This window comes from Chenggangzhangella methanolivorans, assembly GCF_042648545.1.
Lineage (GTDB): Bacteria > Pseudomonadota > Alphaproteobacteria > Rhizobiales > Methylopilaceae > Methylopila > Methylopila methanolivorans.
In genome coordinates, this window is record NZ_JBHRXS010000006.1 from 559,997 (window position 1) to 580,805 (window position 20,809).

The following is a 20,809-nucleotide window of genomic DNA, read 5'->3' on the forward strand; positions in this document are numbered from 1 at the left end:
CGTGAATTCCGTTATCGCACGATACCACCAAAGATTTCCACGATTCGAAAGAGTGTTAGCATACCCATCATGCTACCCTTCGTGCAGTTTCGAATTGAAGGTTGAAGAAGTCTGCGACAGTAGCTTTGATCTATTACGTCGGTAGCTTACGGGCGGATGTCACGCGATCGCAACATTCTGTAGAGAACTTTTATCGATAAATTTTGTTGAATTTGATTGGCGGCGACAGATTCTGCACTGCACAAGATCATCTTGCTCGGTTGGACCATGTCTTCGTCTCGCACCGGGTCCGTTGCGACCTGTCGCGACGGTTGGAATGAAACCTTGCTGTAAAGTCGGTTCTTGGCCTGTTAACGAGTATTAATCAGCTTACATGATCGCCTCAGCTCTGGCGATTTGCCGGTATGCGCTAGGTTTATAAATTAAAAAGGGCATTAGATTTTATAAAATCATTGACGTGGTCGAGTTTTAGTGGTGATTGAGTGACGCTTTTCAGTCTGCGCTGCTGGCGCATCCTTCGGACTCATCCATGACCTTCCCAAGTCCTCTGCCGCGCCTCGTCTCAAACACCTACGCCTATGAGACGACGCCGCTGGTGAAGCCGGCGGGGTTTCGAGAATACGACGCCCGCTGGCTCTTCGGAGAAGAGCTCAACCTGATGGGCGCGCAGGCGCTCGGCATGGGGCTCGGGACGCTGATCCACGAGCTCGGCGTCGCGCCGGATCTCGTGACGGGTCATGATTTCCGCTCCTATTCGGCCTCGATCAAGATCGCGCTCGTCCAGGGTCTGATGGCGGCGGGCGTGCGCGTGCGCGACATCGGCCTCGCGGTCTCGCCGATGGCCTATTTCGCCCAGTTCGAGCTCGACTGCGCGTGCGTCGCGATGGTCACCGCGTCGCACAACGAAAACGGCTGGACCGGCGTAAAGATGGGATGCGAACGGCCTATGACGTTCGGCCCGAAGGAGATGTCGCGACTGAAGGAGATCACCCTGGCGGGCGCCTTCGATCTTCGCGGCGGCGGCGCTTACGAGTTCGTCGCGAATTTCCCCGAGCGCTATCTCGCCTCGCTGCTCGACCGTCCGAAGCTGTCGCGCCGCATCAAGGTGGTCGCGGCGTGCGGAAACGGGACCGCCGGCGCCTTCGCGCCGCGCGCGCTCGAGGCCCTCGGCTGTGAGGTGGTTCCGCTCGACGCCGAGCTCGACCATACGTTCCCGCGCTACAATCCGAATCCCGAAGACCTCAAGATGCTTCACGCCATGCGGGACGCCGTTCTCGAGCACGGCGCCGACGTCGCGCTGGGCTTCGACGGCGACGGCGACCGTTGCGGCGTCGTCGACGACGAGGGCGAGGAGATCTTCGCCGACAAGGTCGGGGTGATGCTGGCCCGCGACCTCTCGTCGATCCATGCGGACGCGCAGTTCGTCGTCGACGTGAAGTCGACCGGCCTCTACATGACCGATCCCGTGCTCGTGGCGAACGGCGCGCGCACGGATTACTGGAAGACCGGTCACTCCTACATCAAGCGGCGGGTCAACGAACTCGGCGCGCTGGTCGGTTTCGAGAAGTCCGGCCATTTCTTCTTCAACCGACCGATCGGGCTCGGCTACGACGACGGGCTGGTCGCGGCCTTCGCGGTCTGCGACATGCTGGACCGCAATCCGGGCAAGCGGCTGTCGGATCTCCGCCGCGCCCTTCCCAAAACCTGGAGCTCGCCGACCATGTCGCCGCACTGCGCCGACGAGGCGAAATACGGCGTCGTGGCGGCGGTCACCTCCGCGATCGAGGCGATGGCGAGCGGCGGCGAGCGGCTGGCGGGCGAGGGGATCCGGGACGTGGTGACGACCAACGGCGTGCGAGTCACGCTGCAGGACGGCACCTGGGGCCTGGTGCGCGCCTCGTCGAACAAGCCGGAGCTCGTCGTCGTGGTCGAGAGCCCGGTCTCGGAGCAGCGCATGCGCGACATCTTCGTCGCCCTCGACGCGCTGTTGAGAACCCATCCCGAAGTCGGGGCCTACAACCAGACGATCTGAAGCAGGGCGGTTCTGCTGGGCGGACCGCGCCACGGCGGCGCGGTCCGCCCAGCGCTTCCCGAGGCGCCGGTCAGCCGGTAGGTCCTGGCTGACCGGTCGCCGGTCCTATCTGGTCACGCGCCGGTCGGAGCGACGGGCCGGCCGATGCTTTCATAAGCGAAGCCCTGCTGGGCGACCTCGGCGCCGTCGTAGATGTTGCGGAGGTCGACGAGAACCGGCGTCCGCATGGTCTGCTTCAGGCGCTCGAGATCGAGCGCGCGGAAGGCGTCCCACTCGGTCACGATCACGAGCGCGTCCGCGCCCTCCGCGCAGTCGTAAGGGTCCTGCGCGAAGTGGACGTCGTCGACGAGGGGACGGGCCTGATCGGTTCCTTCCGGATCGTAGGCGCGCACCTTCGCGCCGGCGTCCTGAAGCGCGGCGATGATGGAGAGCGACGGCGCGTCGCGCATGTCGTCGGTGTTCGGCTTGAAGGTGAGGCCGAGCAGCGCGATCGTCATGCCGCGAACCGACCCGCCGCAGGCCTTGATGACCTTGCGGGCGATGGTGCGCTTGCGCTGCTCATTGACCTGCGATGCGGCCTCGACGATGCGCAGGGAGATGCCGTTGTCCTGCGCGGTCTTGGTGAGCGCGAGCGTGTCCTTGGGGAAGCACGACCCGCCATAGCCCGGACCGGCGTGCAGGAACTTCGAGCCGATGCGGTTGTCCAGGCCGATGCCGCGGGCGATCTCCTGCACGTTCGCGCCGACCTGCTCGCACAGGTCCGCGATCTCGTTGATGAAGGTGATCTTGACCGCCAGGAACGCGTTGGCCGCGTATTTGGTCAGCTCTGCCGTGCGGCGCGAGGTGAACAGCAGCGGGGCCTGGTTGAGGTAGAGCGGGCGGTAGATCTCGCGCATGACCGCCTCGGCTCGCTCGTCCTCGCGGCCGACGATGATGCGGTCGGGCCGCTTGAAGTCGGAGATCGCGGCGCCCTCGCGCAGGAACTCCGGGTTCGACACGACCGAAAACTCCGCGTCGGGCCGAAGGTCGCGGATGATCCGCTCGACCTCGTCGCCGGTGCCGACCGGGACCGTCGACTTGGTCACGACCACCGTATAGCCCTCGATCGCCCCGGCGATATCGCGCGCCGCGTCGCGCACATAAGTGAGGTCGGCGAAGCCGTCGCCGCGGCGCGAGGGCGTGCCCACGGCGATGAACACGGCGTCGGCCGCGCGCACGGCCGGCGCGATCTCGGTGGCGAAGGTCAGCCGCCCGAGGCGGACGTTGTTGGCGACGATCTCCTGAAGGCCCGGCTCGAAGATCGGGATCCGGCCGGCCATCAGGGCGTCGATCTTCGACTGGTCGAGATCGATGCAGCAGACGTCATGTCCGAAATCAGCGAAGCAGGCCCCCGAAACGAGGCCGACATATCCAGCACCAACCACGGCGACGCGCATGACCAATCCTTAATGGCGGTAGTTCTGACGCCCATCGGGCGACGAGACGCTTGAGACTGCGGCGGGCGAGGGGATCACGCGCCGCAGCAGCCGTCGGTGGGGCGGCCGCGCCCGATCATGGATCGTCGCCAGCCGTTGCGATCAAACGCGAGTTCTCGGGACTCTGCTAGGCGCGGCCTCAGCGAGGACAGCGACCTAAGGTCGCCTCCGCGCCGCAGGCCCCGCCACGGCCGCGTCGCGCGGAGAACGTCATATCGTGACCGACACCGGGATCTCGCCCATGAACTCGAACAGCCGCTTCTGCCGCTGGAGCCATGTGAACCGACTCGCATAGTCGACATTGGCCTCGATCGGACCTTTCGAGCGGGAGCCTGCGTCGAGCGCAGCCCGCAAGGTGGACGAGAACGTCTCCGGATTTTCCTGATCGTACCAGTGGACGGTCAGCTTGTCGGCGTCCCGATCCGTGATGGACTCGACCTTCGCGGCGACGATCGGAGCCCCGGACGAGAGGTACTCGTAGAACTTGAGCGGGGACGTGATCGCAGTGCGAAGCCCGCTGCTGCGCGTCAGGACGACGGCGTCGGCCGCCTGCTGCAGTTCGCAGACGACGTCGTGCGGGATGTAACCGAGGATCTTGACGTTCGAGAGGCCGTCGTCCCGCATCCGGGCGCGCCACTGCTTCAGGTTCTGCTCGTGCCCGCCGCACATCACGAACACCACGTCGGGCATCTGAAGGGCGGCGTCGAACATGTGGGCGATGCCGCGCTCCTCCTGCATGCCGCCGGCGTAGACGACGAGCTTCTGGTCGGCGAACCTCAGCAGCCGCCGCCGCCACATCGCCGCCGCGGCGTCGCGCCGGATGAACGAGGCGGAGCTGACCCCGCTGTCGAGGACGATGATCTTGTGCTCGGGCACGCCGAGCGACGCGAGCTCGTCGGCGACCGCCGAGGTGATCGCCACGACCGCGCGGCAGAACGGCGCCTTGAAGTCGACGGCGTCGTATTTCGAGAAGCCGCGCTGATAGTCTTCGTGATGGTGCTCGTAGACGAAATTGATCCTGCGCTTCGAGCAGCTCAACATCACCGCCGGATCCCGCGTGTGGACGATCGCGGCCTGCGGCAGCACGTGCATCAGAAAGTCGGTGGGAAGCGGATAGGCGGAGTCCTCGTTCTTGCTCAGCTCCTTGTGACGGAGAAAGAACAGGTCGTAGTTCGGCTTGACCGAATAGGTCTCCTGCAGGAGCCGCTTCACCGCGAAGGACGCGCCGAGCGTGCTCACGCGGTAGGGCAGCCCCTCGGGAGTTCCCGCCATCAGGGTGCTGACGCCGAGCTCGGCGGTGGCGGAGGCCGTGTTGGCGGCCCAGATCAGACGCGCGCGCGCCGTCCGCACGACCGGATCGTCGATCTTCGCGGTCACGACGTATTTTCCGGCCGAAATATAGTTCGAGTAACTGACCGGGCTGGCCTGCAGCATCACGTCGACCTCAGCTCGTTCTGACGGCGGCTTCAAGAAACGGTGACCGATCGGAACAACACGCAATTCGGGCGCCAGTCCTGAGCGATCGCTTCGATGTCCAGATTGATTTCATTCAAGCCCTCGTCGGTCGACCCGAACGAGATGGTCGCGGACTTCCGGGCCGCGGACGAAATCTGAACTTCGGAGATCTCGTCGTTTGCGAAGATCCGCAAGCCCTCGATGGACGCCGCGAAGCTCGGATTGATGTCGAACGCGATGTCGATCTGGGAGAACGGGGCCTCAGCGTAGATCGTGACGCCGCCGCGCCGGCTTTCGAGCACGAGGCCGGAGTCCGGGACCACGCGCCAACCCTCCCGGACGACGACGCCTTTCGTTTCTCCTCCGAAGTCGACCGTCTCGCCGTTCGGGACGGACGAGGACAGCAGCCGCCGGAACTCGAGGCCGAACTGCTTCCAGGAGTAGTTTCGAACCGTCGTGGAGACGTCCTCCGTCGTATGATCCTGGGCCCATTCGACGGCCTTCACCACGTCGACGAGGCTGGGTTCGATGTCGATCAGATACCCGTTGCGCCGATGTTCGACGATGTCCTCCGCGAACCCCGTGCGCGTGATCACCGGCATGCGGTTGCAGAACATCGCCTCGATCAGCGGGATCGGACCGCCCTCGAGGCTCGAGAGCGACAAGTAGACGTCGAACTTGTGATAGTATTCGCCATAGGCATGATACGGCGGCGTCACGTAATCGAAGTTCGGCAACGACAGGAGTTCGTCGAACCGCGGCCACGCCTCCCAGATCAGGTTCTGGTTCTCGATGTCCTCGCGCGCCGGTCCGATCAACAGAAAATTGGTTCCCGGCATCGCCCGCACGAGTTCGAGCAGCAGGGCCGGGTTCTTGCGCTCGTAGTAGGCTCCCACCACGCCGACGGTCCGGCCGGTGCGCGGCGCCGTCGTGAAGACGTCGGGGTCGGCGCCCCCCAGAACGGTCGCGATCCGCTCGCTCTCGACGCCCATGAATTCGAGCGCGCGGCGATGGAACAGGTTGGCGGTCACGATCTTGGTCGCCATGTTCATCTTCGCGACGAAGCCGTCGCGCTTCACGCTGTCGAACACCGGATGCGTGAACCAGACGAAGCACTGCTTGTCGGCGAAGAATTCCGGATCCTGATCTCTGGCCATGAGATAAAGTTTGTAGTGGCCGAAGAAGTATCGCGGCGCGTTGGGCAGCCAGTTGGTGAACGAGCTGTTCCGCTCCGTGAAGACGATGCGATAGGAAAGCCCGGTGTTCTCCGCAATCACTCGGCAGATCTTTTCGAGGATCCAGCCCTTCGAGTTGATGTTGAGGACGAACACGATGTCGTAGATCGTCGCTGCGCTTGCGGACCACTGCGGATTGGTTTCGGTCGGCTCGACCAGCGGGAACGCGCTGGTCAGCATCTCGGGCAGGATTTCGAACCCGGGATATCCGCCCTCGGGCATGCCGATGGCGACCAGCGAACATCCGCCGCGCTCGACGATTTCGAACACCTCGTCGTCGAGCGTGATCCGGAATGCGCCGTCCGCCTCGCCGCCCGGTTGCGTGCAGTAGAAATCCGCGACGCGCCCCTGCTCGTTCCAGATTTCGAGGGTGACGTTCTTGTCGTCGAAGACGCTCGTCCGGCCGATCAGCGTTTTTTCATGGATCGAGGCGACATGGATCTGTGGAGCGCCGACGCCTTCTTCGATGACGAAGGTTTCGACGCGCTGCTTCAGCGCGAATTCGCCGGCTTCGGCTCGAGCCGAGAATGTGTGGGTCTGCCCATCGCGAAACGCTTGGGGGATCTCCATTCGGAACGTGTAGCTGCCATCCTGGACTTCGTCGCCCTTGATCGTTCGATCAAGTTTGTCCGACATGACCGAAAAAGTCGTGTCGTCGATCTGGATGGTAACTGCATGTCGTCGGTCGGGATCGCTACGATCGCGCAACCAACCGCTCAAGAAGCCGCGCTGATCAAACTTAAGCCAACCACCGAACTTCATCTGGCTTCAGGCCTCCCGATGACGCATCGCGACCGCCCTACGCAACGCGGTTAGTCTCTTAACAGCAGTTTTCACGCCTGAGAAGCGCTGAAAGACAAAGTGTGGCGCTTCGCCATGCGGCGTCTCCGCGCTGTCCAAGAAGAAAAGCTCAGGAAAAGAGACAAAATTCCGGTCCTACTTGAGGTAGAGAAGATCGGGCGGGCTTTCCGTCAAGGTTGCCATAAAAGTCTGCGTTCGCGAGCGATCTGAACGCGTCCGACTGCGTCGGCGGCGTCGTAAGCTTTCTCCTGGTGTCTTGAGCCGGCTTATTTAACTGGGCTCCGATCCAGGCCGCTTGCCGCCGTTCGTCGTCATCAAGCGCTTTCGCCGGCCGGAGGCCCGTAATAGTCCGCGTACCAGCGCACGAAGCGCTCGACCCCGACCGCGACCGGGGTCTCGGGACGAAAGCCCGTCAGCCGGAACAGCAGGTCGGCGCTCGCATAGGTGGCGGGGACGTCGCCCGGCTGCATCGGCATCAGATTGCGGATCGCCTTGCGGCCGGTCGAGGCCTCGATCGCCTCCACGAAATCGAGCAGCCGCACCGGATCGCCGTTGCCGATGTTCACCACCCTGAACGGAGCCGAGGCGGTGAAGGCGTCGGGGTCGTCGGTCGCCGCGCCGTCTCCCGGTTCGGACGGCGCGACGTCGGCCAGACGGATGATCGCCTCGGCGATGTCGTCCACATAGGTGAAGTCGCGGAGCATCTCGCCGTTGTTGTAGATGTCGATCGGTTCGCCGGCGAGCACGCCCTTGGTGAACTTGAACAGCGCCATGTCGGGCCGGCCCCAGGGGCCGTAGACGGTGAAGAACCGCAGCGCCGTGCTCGGGATCGCCCACAGATGGGCGTAGGCGTGCGCCATCGCCTCGGTGGCCTTCTTGGTCGCCGCGTAGAGCGTCAGCGGGCAGTCGGCGCGGTCGGTCTCATGGAACGGCATTTTTGGGTTCGCGCCATAGACCGAACTCGTCGAGGCGAACAGCAGGTGGCGCGGCCGATGCGCCCGGGCGAGCTCGAGGATGTTGAAGGTGCCGACCACGTTCGCGTCGATATAGGCGCGGGGGTTCTCGAGGCTGTAGCGCACGCCGGCCTGCGCCGCGAGATGGATCACCACGTCGGGCTTGGCCGCCTCATAGGCGGCCGTGAGCGCCGGCATGTCCTCCAGCATGATCTCATGGGCCGTGAAGGCGTGCGAGCGAGCCAAAAGCTCGCTGCGGCGCTGTTTCAGCGTGACGTCGTAATAGGGCGTCATGCCGTCGACGCCGACGACCTCGTGACCCGCGGCGAGCAGCCGTTCGGCGACATGAAAGCCGATGAAGCCGGCGGTGCCCGTCACGAAATAACGCAAGCTGTTCTCCAAACGGCGTGAGAGCCGCGCCCGGCTTTCCGATCGTCGACCCGCCGGCGGTCGCCGACCTCGATTCCCGAGCCCGGCGCCGCCGCTGGCATAGAGGCCGTTCCGGGCGGCGATCCGTCAAGCGCCCTCGGCCCGGCGAGCCCGCGGCGCGCGAAGAAGTTTGCGCGGTCAGTAATGCGGCGGCGGGCGATCGACGGGCGCGACGCCCGCTGCGGCGTCCTCCAGCCGCTCGGCCAGATGGGAGATCTCCCGCTTCAGCCGGTCGATGACCGCCCATTGCTCTGCGACGGTCTCGTTGAGCTGCTCGATCGTCAGCTCCTGATGGGCGTAGCGCGCCTCGAGCGCGTCGAGCCGGTCTGCGAGGCCGTCGGCGGGCGTCTCAAGAGATGGGCGAGCCATGCGTCAGTCCTCAAGCGTTTTGGGCCGCGACGGCCGCGTGCCGACATAGAGCGCGCCGGCCGCCACGAAGGCGATGGTCGCCCAGACCGCGATCGGCGGCGCGCCGGAGACAGACACGAGCGCGATCGACAGCGCCATGCCGGCGAACGCCATCGCCTTGGCCTTGACCGGGATCGCGCCGTCGCGCCGCCAGGCGATCACCGAGGGCCCGAGCTTCGGATGGTTCAGCAGCAAGGCTTCGAGGCGGGGCGACCCGCGCGCGAAACATGCGGCGGCGAGAATGAGGAACACGGTGCCGGGCATCACCGGCAGAATCACGCCCACGACGCCGACGCCCGTCAGCACGACGCCCGCGGCGATCCACAGCAGGCGCGCCGACCTCCTGGGCGCCTGCTTAGTGGCCGCCGCTTCGGAGTGAGGCCGGGAGTCTCGCAGGGGCGCGGGGGTCATGATCCGACGGCGTTCTATCGCATCGGCGGCGCGACGCTCCATAATTATGCGCTATTGTGCGTCGCGGCGCCGCTTTGGCGGGCCACGTTTCGAGGATCGCATGACGCAGACCTCCGCAGGTCCGATCGGCTCCAGCCCGCTGGGCCCGCTGGGCGAACCGGTCCCGCCCCCAAAACCCCGGGGGCTTGCGCGGCTGCGCAATTATTTCCTCACCGGCCTCGTGGTGGCGGGGCCCGTCGCCATCACCATCTGGCTGACGCTCTGGCTCATCAACCTGATCGACAATTGGGTGAAGCCGCTCATTCCGCCGGCCTGGAACCCGAACAGCTACCTGCCCGTGGCGGTGCCGGGCGTCGGCGTGCTGGCCGCGATGATCGGCCTCACCATCCTCGGCTTCCTGACCGCCAATCTCGTCGGCCGAACGGTCGTGCAGTCGGGCGAAAACGTGCTGGACCGGATGCCGATCGTGCGCTCGCTGTACAAGGGCGTGAAGCAGATCTTCGAGACCGTGTTCAAGCAGGACGGGACGAGCTTCCGCCGCGTCGGCCTCATCGAATGGCCGGGACCGGGGCTGTGGTCGATCTGCTTCATCACGGAGCAGGCCAAGGGCGCGCTCGCCGCAGGTCTGCCGGGGCCGGACCACGTTTGTCTTTTCGTGCCCTGCACGCCCAACCCCACGACCGGCTACCTGGTGATGATCGAAGCCTCGAAGGTGATCGAGATCGGCGTGACGTCGGACGAGGCGTTCAAGCTCATCATGTCGATGGGCATCATCCAGCCGCCGGACCTTGCGGCGCTCGGGAAGACCGTCGAGAGGCACGCGCCGGAGCCGCAGCCGAAAGCTCAGCCCGACAACGCCGCGGCGGAATAAGCTGCGCTTAAAGATGGGCCGTTTTCGTTAAGCGGCCATGCGCCTGTCGCACGTCTCCCGGCGCCGCGCTTGCTTCGCTCTCCATGCGACGAAAGTCGCAGCATCAATGGAGAGTGAAAATGGGAATGGCGGAACTCGTGGTTGCGATCTGTCTGCAGGCGGAGCCCAGCGCCTGCCGGATTTTTCATCATCGACAGGCGTCGGCCTTCAACGGGTGCGCCGTCGTCGAGGACGACAGCCTCCGGATCGAGCCGGGTTGGTACCTCGCCCGCTGGACCTGTCGTTGGCGCAGGTGAGGCGTCAGTCGGCGAAGGCTTCCGCAAGGCGTTCGATGAGCCGGGCCACCGCCTCCGCCCCCGGATCGGGCACGCCCGACAATGCTGCGGACGGCACATAGGCCGACCGTCCGGCCTTGGCGGTCGCCATGGCCTTGGTCGAGTCGGCGCCCTTCCGCGCGGCGACGGCCGCGTCGCGGAGCGAGCCCGTCCGCGCGAAGGCCTCGATCGCCGGGTCGAGCGCGTCGATCATCGTGCGGTCGCCGACCGTCGCGCCGCCATAGCGCGTCATGCGCGCAAGGCCCTCGCGGAACGCGCCGGCCCATGACGGATCGTTCTTGAAGGCGGCGCCCGCCGCGGTGAAGAACGTCGCGAGCAGCACGCCGCTGCTGCCGCCGGCGACGCGCGACAGCATGTGGCCGATCGCGCCGAGCAACGCGGAACCGTCGGCCATCGGCAGCCGGTCGATCCGCGATTCGACGGCTGAGGCCGCCGCCGCGAACGTGCCGCCGGCGTCGCCGTCTCCGACCTTGGCGTCGAGCGCGTCGATCTCGTCCGCGATCTCCTTCAGCCGCGCGGTCCCGACCGTCAGCGCCTTCCGGACGACCGGATCGTCCGAGGGCGCTGAGTCCGGCCCGTCGTCGATCGCGGGCGCATCGACGAGCCGCGTCGCCTCGAACGGCCTGGCGGGACGCCACGCGGCGCTGGTCGCCGGAGCCGATAGGGCCGTGCGGCGCGCTTCGTCGAGGGTCAGCGCGGTGAGCGAAAACCCTCGCATGTCGAGCGAGGTCATCAGCGGCTCGGGACCGACCACGAGATCGATCCGCCCGGCGATCGGCGCGCGCGCGACCGCGCCCATCACGATCGCCATTTCGAGCGGCGAGACGCCGCCGAGCGAGTTCACCATGAGGGCGATGCGGTCTTCCGCGGAGAGGCGCGCCTCGATCTGCTCCGCGACGCGCGCGACCAGCCGGTCGGCCTCCTCGAACGCGATCGTCTCGCGCCCGGGCTCGCCGTGGATGCCGAGGCCAAGCTCCGCCTTGTCGGCGGGGATGCGCTCCTCGCGCTCGGCGCCCGGGACCGCGCAGGTCGTCAGCGACAGACCGAGCGAGCGCAGGTTCGCGGCGGCGTCCTCGGCGCGGGCCTTCACCTCGGAGAGCGAGGCGCCGGAGGCGGCGGCGGCGCCCGCCAGCTTGTGCACGAGCAGCGTGCCGGCGATCCCGCGCGGCTGGGCGGCGTCGGGTATCGCGACGTCGTCGCCGACGACCACCATCTCGACGGCAAGGCCGAGGACGCGGGCGCGTTCGGCCGCAAGGCCGAAGTTCAGCCGGTCGCCGGTGTAGTTCTTCACGATCAGCAGGCAGCCGGGCTCGCCCGTGACCGCAAGGATGGCGGACAGAACGGCGTCGACGCTCGGCGATGCGAATACCTCGCCGCAGACGGCCGCGGTCAACAGGCCTTCGCCGACGAAGCCGGCATGGGCCGGCTCGTGGCCGGAGCCGCCGCCCGAGACCAGCGCGACGCGGGCGCGGTCCCAGTCCGAACGCAGCACCACCTTGATGTCCGGATAGGCGTCGAGACGGGCGAGCTTCAGGCCGCCGGCGCCAGCCAGGAACCCGTCGATCGCGTCGGTGACGACGGCGTCGCGGCCGTTCATGAAGCTCTTCATCGGGCGGTCCTCGGCCTCAGATCATCGGCAAGTGGCGCGGCTTCGGACCGCGCGGGAACGCGGCGTCGAGCGCTACGATCTGGGCCTCGGACAGAACGAGGTCGCCCGCCGTCGCATTGTCGAGCGCATGCGCGGCGGAGCCCGCCTTCGGGATCGGAAACACGGACGGACGCCGCGCCAGAAAGGCGAGGGCGACCGCGCGCGGGCTGGCGTCGACATCGGCCGCGACCGCGGCAAGCGCCTTGCCGGAAGGGGAGGATGGCGAGGGGAAATCGCCGCTGCCGAACGGGCTGTAGCCGACGACCGCGACGCCGTTCCGCTCACACCACGGGATGACGGCGTGCTCGATGGCGCGCTCCTCGAGATGGTAGAGCACCTGATTGCAGGCGATCCGTCCCGCGCCTGCGATCGCGAGCGCCTCGTCGAGGTCGCGGACGTCGAAATTGCTGACGCCCCACGAGAGGATCTTGCCGTCGGACACGAGGCGCTCGAACGCCTCGATGGTCTCGGCGAGCGGCGCCGAGCCGCGCCAATGCAGCAGGTAGCAGTCGAGGCGGTCTGTCTTCAGGCGCTTCAGGCTGCGCTCGCAGGCCGCGAGCGTGCCGGCCTTAGAGGCGTTCGACGGCAAAACTTTCGAGACCAGAAAGATTTGGTCGCGTCGCCCCGCGACGGCCTCGGCGACCAGCGGTTCAGCCTCGCCATACATCTCGGCCGTGTCGACATGGGTCATGCCGGCGTCGAGGCCGGCTCTCAGCGCCGCAAGCGCCCCGGGGCGGGCGTCGTCGTCGAGCCGCCAGGTGCCCTGGCCGATGCGGCAGACGGGGAGGAGGGGGCCGAAAGGAAGGGCTTTCATCGCCGATGGGTTTTGCGTCCGAAAGCGGGAGGTCAAGGGTCGGAGGCATGGCGGAGGCGAACTGCGTGCTTCGAGACCCGCCTGCGGCGCGCCTCAGCATGAGGAGGTCCGGGGTCTGCAAAGCGTTTGGGATCCGCAAAGCAGAAGTGGTTCTCAGCTCCGCTTCACCAACTGATGCATTCGGTGCGGCTGGCGCAGCGCAAAGCCGTTCGCGACGGGCTCGCCATGCTCGGCGACGAGCCTCTCGACGTCGGCCCGGGCGCCCGCAAGCGCGATTTCGCGGGCGGGATCTGCGGACACGAGCGCTCTGAGGAACGCCTCGACGTCCGGAAAGGCGTTGAGACGCTCATATTCCAGCGTTTCCATCAGTCGGAGCGGCCCGCCCTCGGCGCAGGCCGTCGCGATCGCTGCCTGGGCTTCGGCGCGCGCTTCCGTCTCGTCCTCCACCGGCCGCATGGCGGCGAAGAACGAGCCTTCGGCGAGCGGCTCCACGATCACGACCGGCGCGCCGGGCTTGGCCACCCGCCCCATCTCGGCCAGCGCGCCCGCCTGGGACGCGACCGGCACGTGGTGGAGGCTGTTCAGCATGACGACGCCGTCGAAGCTTGCATCGGGGAACGGCAAAGCCTCGGCGCTCGCCTGCTCGACGCGGGCCGCCGGCGCGGCGGTTCGCGCGGCGGAGACCGCGGCGGCGTCCGGATCGACCGCCGCCACGCCGGCGCCGCGCCCGAGCAGGGCTGCGGCGAGCCGTCCGTGTCCGCATCCGGCGTCGAGCACGCTGCGGCCCGAAACCTCGCCGAGCGCCTCGAAAATCACGGTCAGCGTGTCGGCGACCGGCCGCGCGCTCACGCGGCGGACTCGAGCGCCTCGGCGCGGATCGCCGCGGTGTGCTCTCCGAGCGCCGGCGGGGCGGCGCAGGCGGTGGCGGCGGTGAGCGGGGAGGTGGGCAGGTCGAAGGTCTCGCCCGACGGCAGCGTCGCGGTCATGCGGGTGAGCGCGGGGTGGCCCGCCATGTCGGCGACGTCCGACACTTTGGCCCAGGCGAGCTGGTTGGCCTCGAGCCTTGCGATCATCTCGGCGCGGGTGAACCGGCCGAACACCTCGTCGATGAGCGCGATCAGCGGCTCGCGATTCTCGACGCGGCCCGGATTGTCGGCGAAGCGCGGGTCGGTCGCGACCTCGGGGCGCTCCAGCACCTTGTCGCAGAAGCGGCGCCATTCGGGCGGGCTCTGGACGACGATCACCACTCCGCCGTCCCGGCAGCTGGCGACGTGATAGGGGAAGATCGACGCATGGCTCAGGCCCGTGCGCGGCGTCACCCTGCCCTGATGCTCATAGTGCAGGAACGGCACCGCCATCCACTCGGCCATCGAGTCGAACATCGCGATCTCGATCGCCTTGCCGCGTCCCGTCCGCTCGCGCTCGTAAAGCGCCTGCATCACGGCCGCATGGGCGTTCATGCCGGTGCCGATGTCGGCGATCGAGACGCCGACCTTGACCGCCTCGTCCGGCGTTCCGGTGACGCTGCAAACGCCGCTCTCGGCCTGCACCAACATGTCGTAGGCGCGCAAGGAGCGCGCCTCGGTCGACTGCCGGTAGCCCACGATGTCGACCGCGATCAGCCTCGGATATTTCTCCGTCAGCTCCTTGGCCCCGAGCCCGAGACGGACGCTCGCGCCGGGCGCGAGGTTCTGGACGAAGACGTCGGCCTTCGCGACCAGCGCATGGGCGAGGGCGAGATCCTCCCCGGACTTCAGGTCGAGCGCCGCGCTTTCCTTGCCGCGGTTCAGCCAGGCGAAATAGGCGCTGATCCCCTTCACGCTGCGGTCGTAGTGGCGGGCGGTGTCGCCGTCGAGCCGCTCGAGCTTGATGACGCGGGCCCCGGCGTCGGCGAGCCGCATGGTGCACATCGGCGCGGCGACCGCCTGTTCGAGCGCGACCACGAGAAGTCCTTCAAGCGGGCGGGTCATGGCTGTCCTTCTGTCCGCGGTTCGGGGCGGCGCGAGTATCCGCGCATAGGTCGCGCGAGACATATACCGATCCGGCATATCGCATCGAACGATTTGCTATTCGATGTATCGCGGCCGTCTTCCTAGCGTGCGCCCAAACAAACGACAGCGCCGGAGGAAGCCCCGATGCAGACCACCTATGGCGACCAGCATGTCGAGATCCGCGAGGCGGTGCGCGCGCTCTGCGCCGATTTTCCGGCCGAGTATCACCGCAAGGTCGATGAGGCGCGCGGCTATCCGGAAGAGTTCGTCGACGCGCTGACCAAGGCCGGCTGGATGGCGGCGCTGATCCCCGAAGCGTATGGCGGCTCGGGCCTTGGGCTCACCGAGGCCTCGGTGATCATGGAGGAGATCAACCGCTCGGGCGGCAATTCCGGCGCCTGCCACGGCCAGATGTACAACATGAACACGCTGATCCGGCACGGCTCGGAGGCGCAGCGCCAGACGTACCTGCCGAGGATCGCCGCCGGGGAGCTGCGCCTTCAGTCCATGGGCGTGACCGAGCCGACGGCCGGCACCGACACCACCAAGATCAAGACCACGGCGGTGAGGAAGGGCGACCGCTACGTCATCAACGGCCAGAAGGTCTGGATCTCGCGGGTCCAGCACTCCGACCTCATGATCCTGCTCGCGCGCACCACGCCGCTCTCGGAGGTGAAGAAGAAGTCCGAAGGCATGTCGATCTTCCTCGTCGACCTCCATGAGGCGGTGAAGACCGGCATGACGGTGCGGCCCATCGCCAACATGGTCAATCACGAGACGAATGAACTGTTCTTCGACGATCTCGAGATCCCGGCCGAAAACCTGATCGGCGAGGAGGGGCAGGGGTTCAAATACATCCTCACAGGCCTCAACGCCGAGCGCACCTTGATCGCGGCGGAGTGCATCGGCGACGGCTACTGGTTCATCGACAAGGTCTCGGCCTACACCAAGGAGCGCACCGTGTTCGGCCGGCCGATCGCCCAGAACCAGGGCGTGCAGTTCCCGATCGCCGAAAGCTTCATCGAGGTCGAGGCGGCCAATCTCATGCGCTTCGAGGCCTGCCGGCTTTACGACGCCGGCGAGCCCTGCGGCGCGCAGGCCAACATGGCGAAGTATCTGGCCGCCAAGGCCTCCTGGGAGGCGGCCAACGCCTGCCTCCAGTTCCACGGCGGCTTCGGCTTCGCGGCGGAGTACGACGTCGAGCGCAAGTTCCGCGAGACGCGGCTCTACCAGGTGGCGCCGATCTCCACGAACCTGATCCTGGCGCATGTGGCCGAGCACATTCTGGGGATGCCGCGGTCGTTTTGAGGTTTTGGCTGAGGAGAGGAGCTGCGTGCTTCGAGACGCGGCCTGAGGGCCGCTCCTCAGCATGAGGACCGTTGAGGCTCCTGAAAGCCCAAACCTCCCTCATGCTGAGGAGCCCGCGTCAGCGGGCGTCTCGAAGCACGCACTCCATCTCCGCCGTCATGCTCGCGCCTTCGCGCGGGTATCCACGACTTCGGCGTAGCGCTCGACGATCCCAGAAAGTCGTGGATGCCCGCAACGAACTCGCTGAACGCGCACCGGGCATGACCGCTGTGGTTCAGGCGGCGAGTTTGTGCCCAAGCCACACCCCACGCCCCACCAACTCCGCGGCCATTTCGGCGAAGGCGTCGCCCACGAAGCGCGCCGCGGGGCTGACCGGGCGGTCGGCCGGATAGGCGATCACCACCCGCCGCGTCGGCGTCGGATCGACCAGCGGCGCCGCCGTCAGCTCGCCGCGCTCCACCTGCGCGAAGATCGGCGCGAGCGGCAGGATGGTGGGGCCAAACCCCGCGCGCACCAGCGCGATCATGCCTCCATAGGTGTCGGCCTCGACGCTGGCGATGAGCTGGATGTCGGCCCGCCGGGCGCAGTCCTCCATGATGGCGCGGAGGCCGTGGCGCGGGCTCGGCAGCACCAGCGGCCGGTCGGCGAGGCGCGCGAAGGGCAGGGCCTCGTCGCGGCTGAGGCGGTCGGAGGCCGAGCCGACCAGCAGCAGGCTCTCGGTCAGCAGCGGCCGCACCCGCAGCGAGCGCATCGGCTGCGGGTCGTAAGTGAGGCCGATGTCGATCTCGCCGCGCTGCAGCCAGTCGATCACATGGCCGGAAAACGCAGAGGAAAAGCGCATCTGCAGGTTCGGATGCTCGGTCCGGATCTTCGCCGCGAGCGACACGGTGGCGATCTCCGCGATGGTGGACGTCATGCCGATCGCGACCATTCCGCGGAACGACTGCCGCCCTTCCGACGCCACCGCGCGGATCTGGTCGAGCTCGGCCATCACCCTGGTCGCGTGGGCGAGCACGTCGCGGCCGATCTCGGTGATCAGCATGCCGCGTCCATGGCGCTCGAACAGCGGCTGGCCGATCTCCTCCTCGAGCATCCGGATCTGGCGGCTGAGCGCGGGCTGGGCGATGTGCAGCCGGTCGGCGGCCTTCGAGAGACTCCCGAGCTCGGCCACGTGGATCAGCGTTTTGAGCTGCTGGACGTCCATGCAAAGCGCCTTCCGTGCCTTCGACGAATTCGAAAGCTGGTTTCGGAACATAACATTTCTCGAAGGCTCCGGCGCTCGCTAGTCTCGGGCGACGAGCGTCCCGCGATACCGCAGGGAGGCCGCTTCAAGGCCCGCACGAAGGCCGCACCGGGAGGACAGCATGAGATTTGGAAAGGCCGCGGCCGCAGCTGTGTTCGGCCTCGCGCTCGCCATGGGGCCGGCGAGGGCGGAGTTCCCGAGCGGTCCCGTGACGCTGCTGGTGCCGTTCGCGGCCGGCGGGCCGACCGACGTCGTGGCCCGCCTCGTCGCCAAGGTGATGGAGAGGGAGCTCGGCAAGCCGGTGCTGGTCGAGAACGCCACCGGCGCCGGCGGCACGCTCGCCTCCGGGCGACTGGCGCGTTCCACGCCCGACGGCCAGACCGTGTTGCTGCATCACATGGGCATCACCACGAGCGCCACGCTCTACCGCAAGCTCGCCTACGACCCGAAGACCGCCTTCGACTTCGTCGGGCAGGTGACCACGGTGCCGATGCTGCTCGTCAGCCGCCCGGATTTCCCGCCGGCCGACTTCAAGGCGCTGCTCGCTTATCTCAAGGACAACAAGGACAAGGTGACGCTCGCCAACGCCGGCCCCGGCGCAGTGAGCCATGTCTGCGGCATGTATTTCATGCAGCTCACCGGCATCAAGCTGACGACCGTTCCTTACAAGGGCACCGGCCCGGCCATGACCGACACGATGGGCGGGCAGGTCGACCTGCTCTGCGACCAGACCACCGGCGCGACCGGCCCGGTGAAAAACCACAAGGTCAAGGCGTATGCGACCGCCACCAGGGAGCGCATCGCCGTGCTGCCGGACGTGCCGACCGCGGCTGAGCAGGGCCTCAACGGCTTCGAGGTCGGCGTCTGGCACGGCATGTACGTCCCGGCGGGCACGCCGAAGCCGACGATCGACAAGCTCTCGGCGGCGCTGAAGGCCGCGCTGCACGATCCGGAGGTGAAGCAGCGCTTCGCAGATCTCGGCACCGCGCCGGTGACGGACGAGGAGGCGACGCCGGAGAACCTCAAGGCGAAGTATTTTTCCGAGCTCGACCGCTGGGCCCCGATCATCAAGGCCGCGGGGGAGTTCGCGGACTGAGGTCGGACGCATTCCTTCATGAGGGGCGAGCCCTCTCAGTATCCCTCCCCCTTGCGGGGAGGGTGAGGGTGGGGGTGGTTCAGGATCGAGCGCCCACTTGGGCGTAGAGCCATGTCACCCTCAGCGCTTCATCCGGAACCACCCCCACCCCTAACCCCTCCCCGCAAGGGGGAGGGGGAAAGAAACCGCAGCGCTCGCCAAAATTTCGAGGACCGCCGCCATGACTGACATCCTGCCCGCCTACAAGATCGTCGGCGAACGCCGCTTCCGGGAGATCTCGGGCCTCCACTGGGAGGATTTCGAGCCCGGAGACACCTACGAGCACCGCCCCGGCCGCACCGTGCTCGACGTCGACAATGTCTGGTTCACGCTGCTCACGATGAATACGCAGCAGGTCCATTTCGACGCGGCCTACGCCGACAAGACCGAATGGAAGAAGCTCTTGGTCGACTCGACCTTCACGCTGTCGCTCCTCACCGGCATGAGCGTACGGACGGTGAGCGCCCGCGTCGTCGCAAATCTCGGCTGGGACAAGGTGAGGGCGACCGCCCCGGTGTTCGCCGGCGACACGCTCTACGCCGAGAGCACGGTCATCTCGAAGCGCGAGTCCAAGAGCCGGCCGGGGCAGGGGATCGTCACAGTCTCGACCCGCGGCCTCAACCAGGACGGCGTCGAAGTGATGAGCTTCGAGCGCACCATGCTGGTCTATCGCCGCGGCCATGCGCCCGACGACGCCGCGAACTACTGACGGGGTGACGCGACGGGGCAGGCGGCCCCATATGGGATCGAAGCCCCATGGCCCCACGAAGCAAAAGGTCCCCGTGACCCTCAGCATCCCGTTCGACAACAGCTACGCCCGCTTGCCCGAAGCCTTCTTCGCGCGCACGCCCCCGACGCCGGTCGAGGCGCCGAAGCTCGTGGCGCTAAACCGGAAGCTCGCCGCGGAGCTCGGCCTCGACGCCGACGCGCTCGACACGGCCGAGGGCGCGGCGGCGCTCGCGGGCAACGCGATTCTTCCGGGCGCGGACCCGATCGCGACCGCTTACGCCGGCCACCAGTTCGGCCAGTTCGTGCCGCAGCTCGGCGACGGCCGGGCGATCCTGCTCGGCGAGGTGGTCGACAGGGCCGGACGCCGCCGGGACATCCAGCTGAAGGGGGCGGGGATCACGCCGTTCTCCCGCCGCGGCGACGGCCGCGCGGCGCTCGGGCCTGTCTTGCGCGAATATCTCGTCAGCGAGGCGATGGCGGCGCTCGGCGTGCCCACCACCCGCGCGCTCGCGGCGGTGACGACAGGCGAGCGCGTCTATCGCCAGACCGCGCTTCCGGGCGCCGTGCTGACCCGCGTCGCAGCGAGCCACATCCGCGTCGGCACCTTCCAGTTCTTCGCCGCGCGCCGGAACCACGAGGCGTTGAAGAGCCTGCTCGACCATGTGGTCGCGCGGCACTATCCGCAGCTCGAGCAGCGCGATGACAAGGCCGTGGCGCTGCTCGAAGCGGTGATCGCGCGTCAGGCCGCGCTCATCGCGCAATGGCTGCACATCGGCTTCGTCCATGGCGTGATGAACACCGACAACTGCTCGGTCGCCGGAGAGACCATCGACTACGGCCCGTGCGCCTTCATCGACGGCTACGATCCGGGAGCCGTGTTCTCCTCGATCGACGAGCGCGGCCGCTACGCCTATGGGGCGCAGCCCGGCATCGGGCTCTGGAACCTGACGCGCCTCGCCGAATGCCTGATCCCGCTGATGTCTGAGGAGGAGGATAAAGCCGTGGCGGCGGCCGAAGCCGCGCTGTCGCGCTTTGCGCCGGCCTTCGAGGCGGCGAGCATCGAGGGCTATCGCCGCAAGCTCGGCCTGACGACGAGCCAGGACGACGACGTGCGCCTCATCGGGGAGCTGCTGGCGCTGATGGCCGAGAACCGCGCGGACAACACTCTGACGTTCCGCCGCCTCGGCGCCTACGCCGACGGCTCGCGGCCCGACGCGATGGGCGTGCTGTTCGAGAACCCGACCGGATTCGCCGCCTGGGGCGAGCGCTATCGCGCGCGGCTTGCGACGGACGGCGGCGATCCCGCGGACCGTCGCGCGGCCATGGACGCCGCGAACCCGGCGATCATTCCGCGCAACCACCGGGTCGAGGAGGTTATCGCCGCGGCTGTGGAGGAGGGCGACATGGCTCCTTTCGAGCGCCTCCATGCGGCGCTCGAAAAACCCTTCGACCGCGCGGCCGATGACAGCCCCTACGCCTCCCCGCCGCCCGGCGACTTCGGGCCCTACCGCACCTTTTGCGGCACCTGAGCGAGGA

Annotated in this window: 17 protein-coding genes; 6 read left to right on the top strand and 11 right to left on the bottom strand. The window is 67.3% G+C overall.

Annotation, left to right across the window (positions count from 1 at the left end; translation table 11 throughout):
* The first annotated feature begins 529 nt into the window (after positions 1–529).
* Positions 530–2,032: a phosphomannomutase/phosphoglucomutase gene (locus ACFOWB_RS14015; protein WP_261402821.1), complete on the top strand. Its 1,503-nt coding sequence runs from the start codon at positions 530–532 to the stop codon at positions 2,030–2,032.
* A 113-nt stretch (positions 2,033–2,145) separates the two neighbouring features.
* On the opposite strand, the gene ACFOWB_RS14020 is transcribed toward ACFOWB_RS14015, so the two are convergent.
* The 6 genes from ACFOWB_RS14020 to ACFOWB_RS14045 form a co-directional block, all read right to left on the bottom strand.
* Entirely contained in the window at positions 2,146–3,468 is a 1,323-nt protein-coding gene (locus ACFOWB_RS14020) for a UDP-glucose dehydrogenase family protein (RefSeq protein WP_378147894.1), read from the bottom strand.
* A gap of 249 nt (positions 3,469–3,717) precedes the next feature.
* A complete protein-coding gene (locus ACFOWB_RS14025) occupies positions 3,718–4,941 on the bottom strand; it encodes a glycosyltransferase (RefSeq protein WP_261402823.1) in 1,224 nt (407 codons plus the stop codon).
* A gap of 32 nt (positions 4,942–4,973) precedes the next feature.
* Positions 4,974–6,833: a glycosyltransferase family 4 protein gene (locus ACFOWB_RS14030; protein WP_261402824.1), complete on the bottom strand. Its 1,860-nt coding sequence runs from the start codon at positions 6,831–6,833 to the stop codon at positions 4,974–4,976.
* 479 nt (positions 6,834–7,312) lie between these two features.
* Entirely contained in the window at positions 7,313–8,341 is a 1,029-nt protein-coding gene (locus ACFOWB_RS14035) for an NAD-dependent epimerase (RefSeq protein ID WP_261402825.1), read from the bottom strand.
* A 177-nt stretch (positions 8,342–8,518) separates the two neighbouring features.
* Positions 8,519–8,749 (bottom strand): SlyX family protein, encoded by a 231-nt coding sequence (locus ACFOWB_RS14040; RefSeq protein ID WP_261402826.1) that lies wholly within the window; start codon positions 8,747–8,749, stop codon positions 8,519–8,521.
* Between the two features lie 3 nt (positions 8,750–8,752).
* Positions 8,753–9,199 carry a YbaN family protein gene (locus ACFOWB_RS14045; protein ID WP_261402827.1) on the bottom strand — a complete coding sequence of 149 codons (447 nt, stop codon included), beginning with the start codon at positions 9,197–9,199 and terminating at the stop codon, positions 8,753–8,755.
* A gap of 100 nt (positions 9,200–9,299) precedes the next feature.
* On the opposite strand from ACFOWB_RS14045, the gene ACFOWB_RS14050 reads away from it, so the two are divergent.
* Positions 9,300–10,070 (top strand): DUF502 domain-containing protein, encoded by a 771-nt coding sequence (locus tag ACFOWB_RS14050; protein ID WP_378147898.1) that lies wholly within the window; start codon positions 9,300–9,302, stop codon positions 10,068–10,070.
* A 300-nt stretch (positions 10,071–10,370) separates the two neighbouring features.
* On the opposite strand, the gene ACFOWB_RS14055 is transcribed toward ACFOWB_RS14050, so the two are convergent.
* The 4 genes from ACFOWB_RS14055 to ACFOWB_RS14070 form a co-directional block, all read right to left on the bottom strand.
* Positions 10,371–12,014, bottom strand: a complete 1,644-nt coding sequence (locus ACFOWB_RS14055) for a dihydroxyacetone kinase subunit DhaK (protein WP_261402830.1) — start codon at positions 12,012–12,014, stop codon at positions 10,371–10,373.
* A gap of 16 nt (positions 12,015–12,030) precedes the next feature.
* A complete protein-coding gene (locus tag ACFOWB_RS14060; RefSeq protein ID WP_261402831.1) occupies positions 12,031–12,867 on the bottom strand; it encodes an aldo/keto reductase in 837 nt (278 codons plus the stop codon).
* A gap of 153 nt (positions 12,868–13,020) precedes the next feature.
* Positions 13,021–13,716, bottom strand: coding sequence for a class I SAM-dependent methyltransferase (locus tag ACFOWB_RS14065; protein WP_261402832.1), 696 nt, complete (start codon positions 13,714–13,716; stop codon positions 13,021–13,023).
* A complete protein-coding gene (locus ACFOWB_RS14070; protein ID WP_261402833.1) occupies positions 13,713–14,837 on the bottom strand; it encodes a CaiB/BaiF CoA transferase family protein in 1,125 nt (374 codons plus the stop codon). The genes ACFOWB_RS14065 and ACFOWB_RS14070 overlap by 4 nt, the downstream gene beginning before the upstream one ends.
* 165 nt (positions 14,838–15,002) lie before the next feature.
* Between ACFOWB_RS14070 and ACFOWB_RS14075 the strand changes: the two genes are divergently transcribed.
* Positions 15,003–16,166 (top strand): acyl-CoA dehydrogenase family protein, encoded by a 1,164-nt coding sequence (locus tag ACFOWB_RS14075; RefSeq protein WP_261402834.1) that lies wholly within the window; start codon positions 15,003–15,005, stop codon positions 16,164–16,166.
* Between the two features lie 274 nt (positions 16,167–16,440).
* Here the strand turns inward: ACFOWB_RS14075 and ACFOWB_RS14080 are convergent, their stop codons facing one another.
* Positions 16,441–17,370, bottom strand: a complete 930-nt coding sequence (locus ACFOWB_RS14080; RefSeq protein WP_261402835.1) for a LysR family transcriptional regulator — start codon at positions 17,368–17,370, stop codon at positions 16,441–16,443.
* A 160-nt stretch (positions 17,371–17,530) separates the two neighbouring features.
* Here ACFOWB_RS14080 and ACFOWB_RS14085 point away from each other — a divergent pair, with 160 nt between their 5' ends.
* The 3 genes from ACFOWB_RS14085 to ACFOWB_RS14095 all read left to right on the top strand — a co-directional run bounded on the left by ACFOWB_RS14085 (position 17,531) and on the right by ACFOWB_RS14095 (position 20,802).
* A complete protein-coding gene (locus ACFOWB_RS14085; protein ID WP_261402836.1) occupies positions 17,531–18,505 on the top strand; it encodes a tripartite tricarboxylate transporter substrate-binding protein in 975 nt (324 codons plus the stop codon).
* Between the two features lie 220 nt (positions 18,506–18,725).
* Positions 18,726–19,253 (top strand): (R)-specific enoyl-CoA hydratase RipB/Ich, encoded by a 528-nt coding sequence (gene ripB / locus ACFOWB_RS14090; RefSeq protein WP_261402837.1) that lies wholly within the window; start codon positions 18,726–18,728, stop codon positions 19,251–19,253.
* Positions 19,254–19,326: 73 nt separating this feature from the next.
* Complete coding sequence (locus ACFOWB_RS14095) at positions 19,327–20,802, top strand: protein adenylyltransferase SelO (protein ID WP_261402838.1); 1,476 nt, start codon at positions 19,327–19,329, stop codon at positions 20,800–20,802.
* The last annotated feature ends 7 nt before the right edge of the window (positions 20,803–20,809 follow it).

What these genes read in the sequence shown, in the direction of transcription:
- ACFOWB_RS14015 (WP_261402821.1), top strand. Translation starts at nt 530, where the DNA reads ATGACCTTCCCAAGTCCTCTGCCGCGCCTCGTCTCAAACACCTACGCC.
- ACFOWB_RS14020 (WP_378147894.1), bottom strand. Translation starts at nt 3,468, where the DNA reads ATGCGCGTCGCCGTGGTTGGTGCTGGATATGTCGGCCTCGTTTCGGGG.
- ACFOWB_RS14025 (WP_261402823.1), bottom strand. Translation starts at nt 4,941, where the DNA reads ATGCTGCAGGCCAGCCCGGTCAGTTACTCGAACTATATTTCGGCCGGA.
- ACFOWB_RS14030 (WP_261402824.1), bottom strand. Translation starts at nt 6,833, where the DNA reads ATGTCGGACAAACTTGATCGAACGATCAAGGGCGACGAAGTCCAGGAT.
- ACFOWB_RS14040 (WP_261402826.1), bottom strand. Translation starts at nt 8,749, where the DNA reads ATGGCTCGCCCATCTCTTGAGACGCCCGCCGACGGCCTCGCAGACCGG.
- ACFOWB_RS14045 (WP_261402827.1), bottom strand. Translation starts at nt 9,199, where the DNA reads ATGACCCCCGCGCCCCTGCGAGACTCCCGGCCTCACTCCGAAGCGGCG.
- ACFOWB_RS14050 (WP_378147898.1), top strand. Translation starts at nt 9,300, where the DNA reads ATGACGCAGACCTCCGCAGGTCCGATCGGCTCCAGCCCGCTGGGCCCG.
- ACFOWB_RS14055 (WP_261402830.1), bottom strand. Translation starts at nt 12,014, where the DNA reads ATGAAGAGCTTCATGAACGGCCGCGACGCCGTCGTCACCGACGCGATC.
- ACFOWB_RS14060 (WP_261402831.1), bottom strand. Translation starts at nt 12,867, where the DNA reads ATGAAAGCCCTTCCTTTCGGCCCCCTCCTCCCCGTCTGCCGCATCGGC.
- ACFOWB_RS14070 (WP_261402833.1), bottom strand. Translation starts at nt 14,837, where the DNA reads ATGACCCGCCCGCTTGAAGGACTTCTCGTGGTCGCGCTCGAACAGGCG.
- ACFOWB_RS14075 (WP_261402834.1), top strand. Translation starts at nt 15,003, where the DNA reads ATGCAGACCACCTATGGCGACCAGCATGTCGAGATCCGCGAGGCGGTG.
- ACFOWB_RS14080 (WP_261402835.1), bottom strand. Translation starts at nt 17,370, where the DNA reads ATGGACGTCCAGCAGCTCAAAACGCTGATCCACGTGGCCGAGCTCGGG.
- ACFOWB_RS14085 (WP_261402836.1), top strand. Translation starts at nt 17,531, where the DNA reads ATGAGATTTGGAAAGGCCGCGGCCGCAGCTGTGTTCGGCCTCGCGCTC.
- ripB (WP_261402837.1), top strand. Translation starts at nt 18,726, where the DNA reads ATGACTGACATCCTGCCCGCCTACAAGATCGTCGGCGAACGCCGCTTC.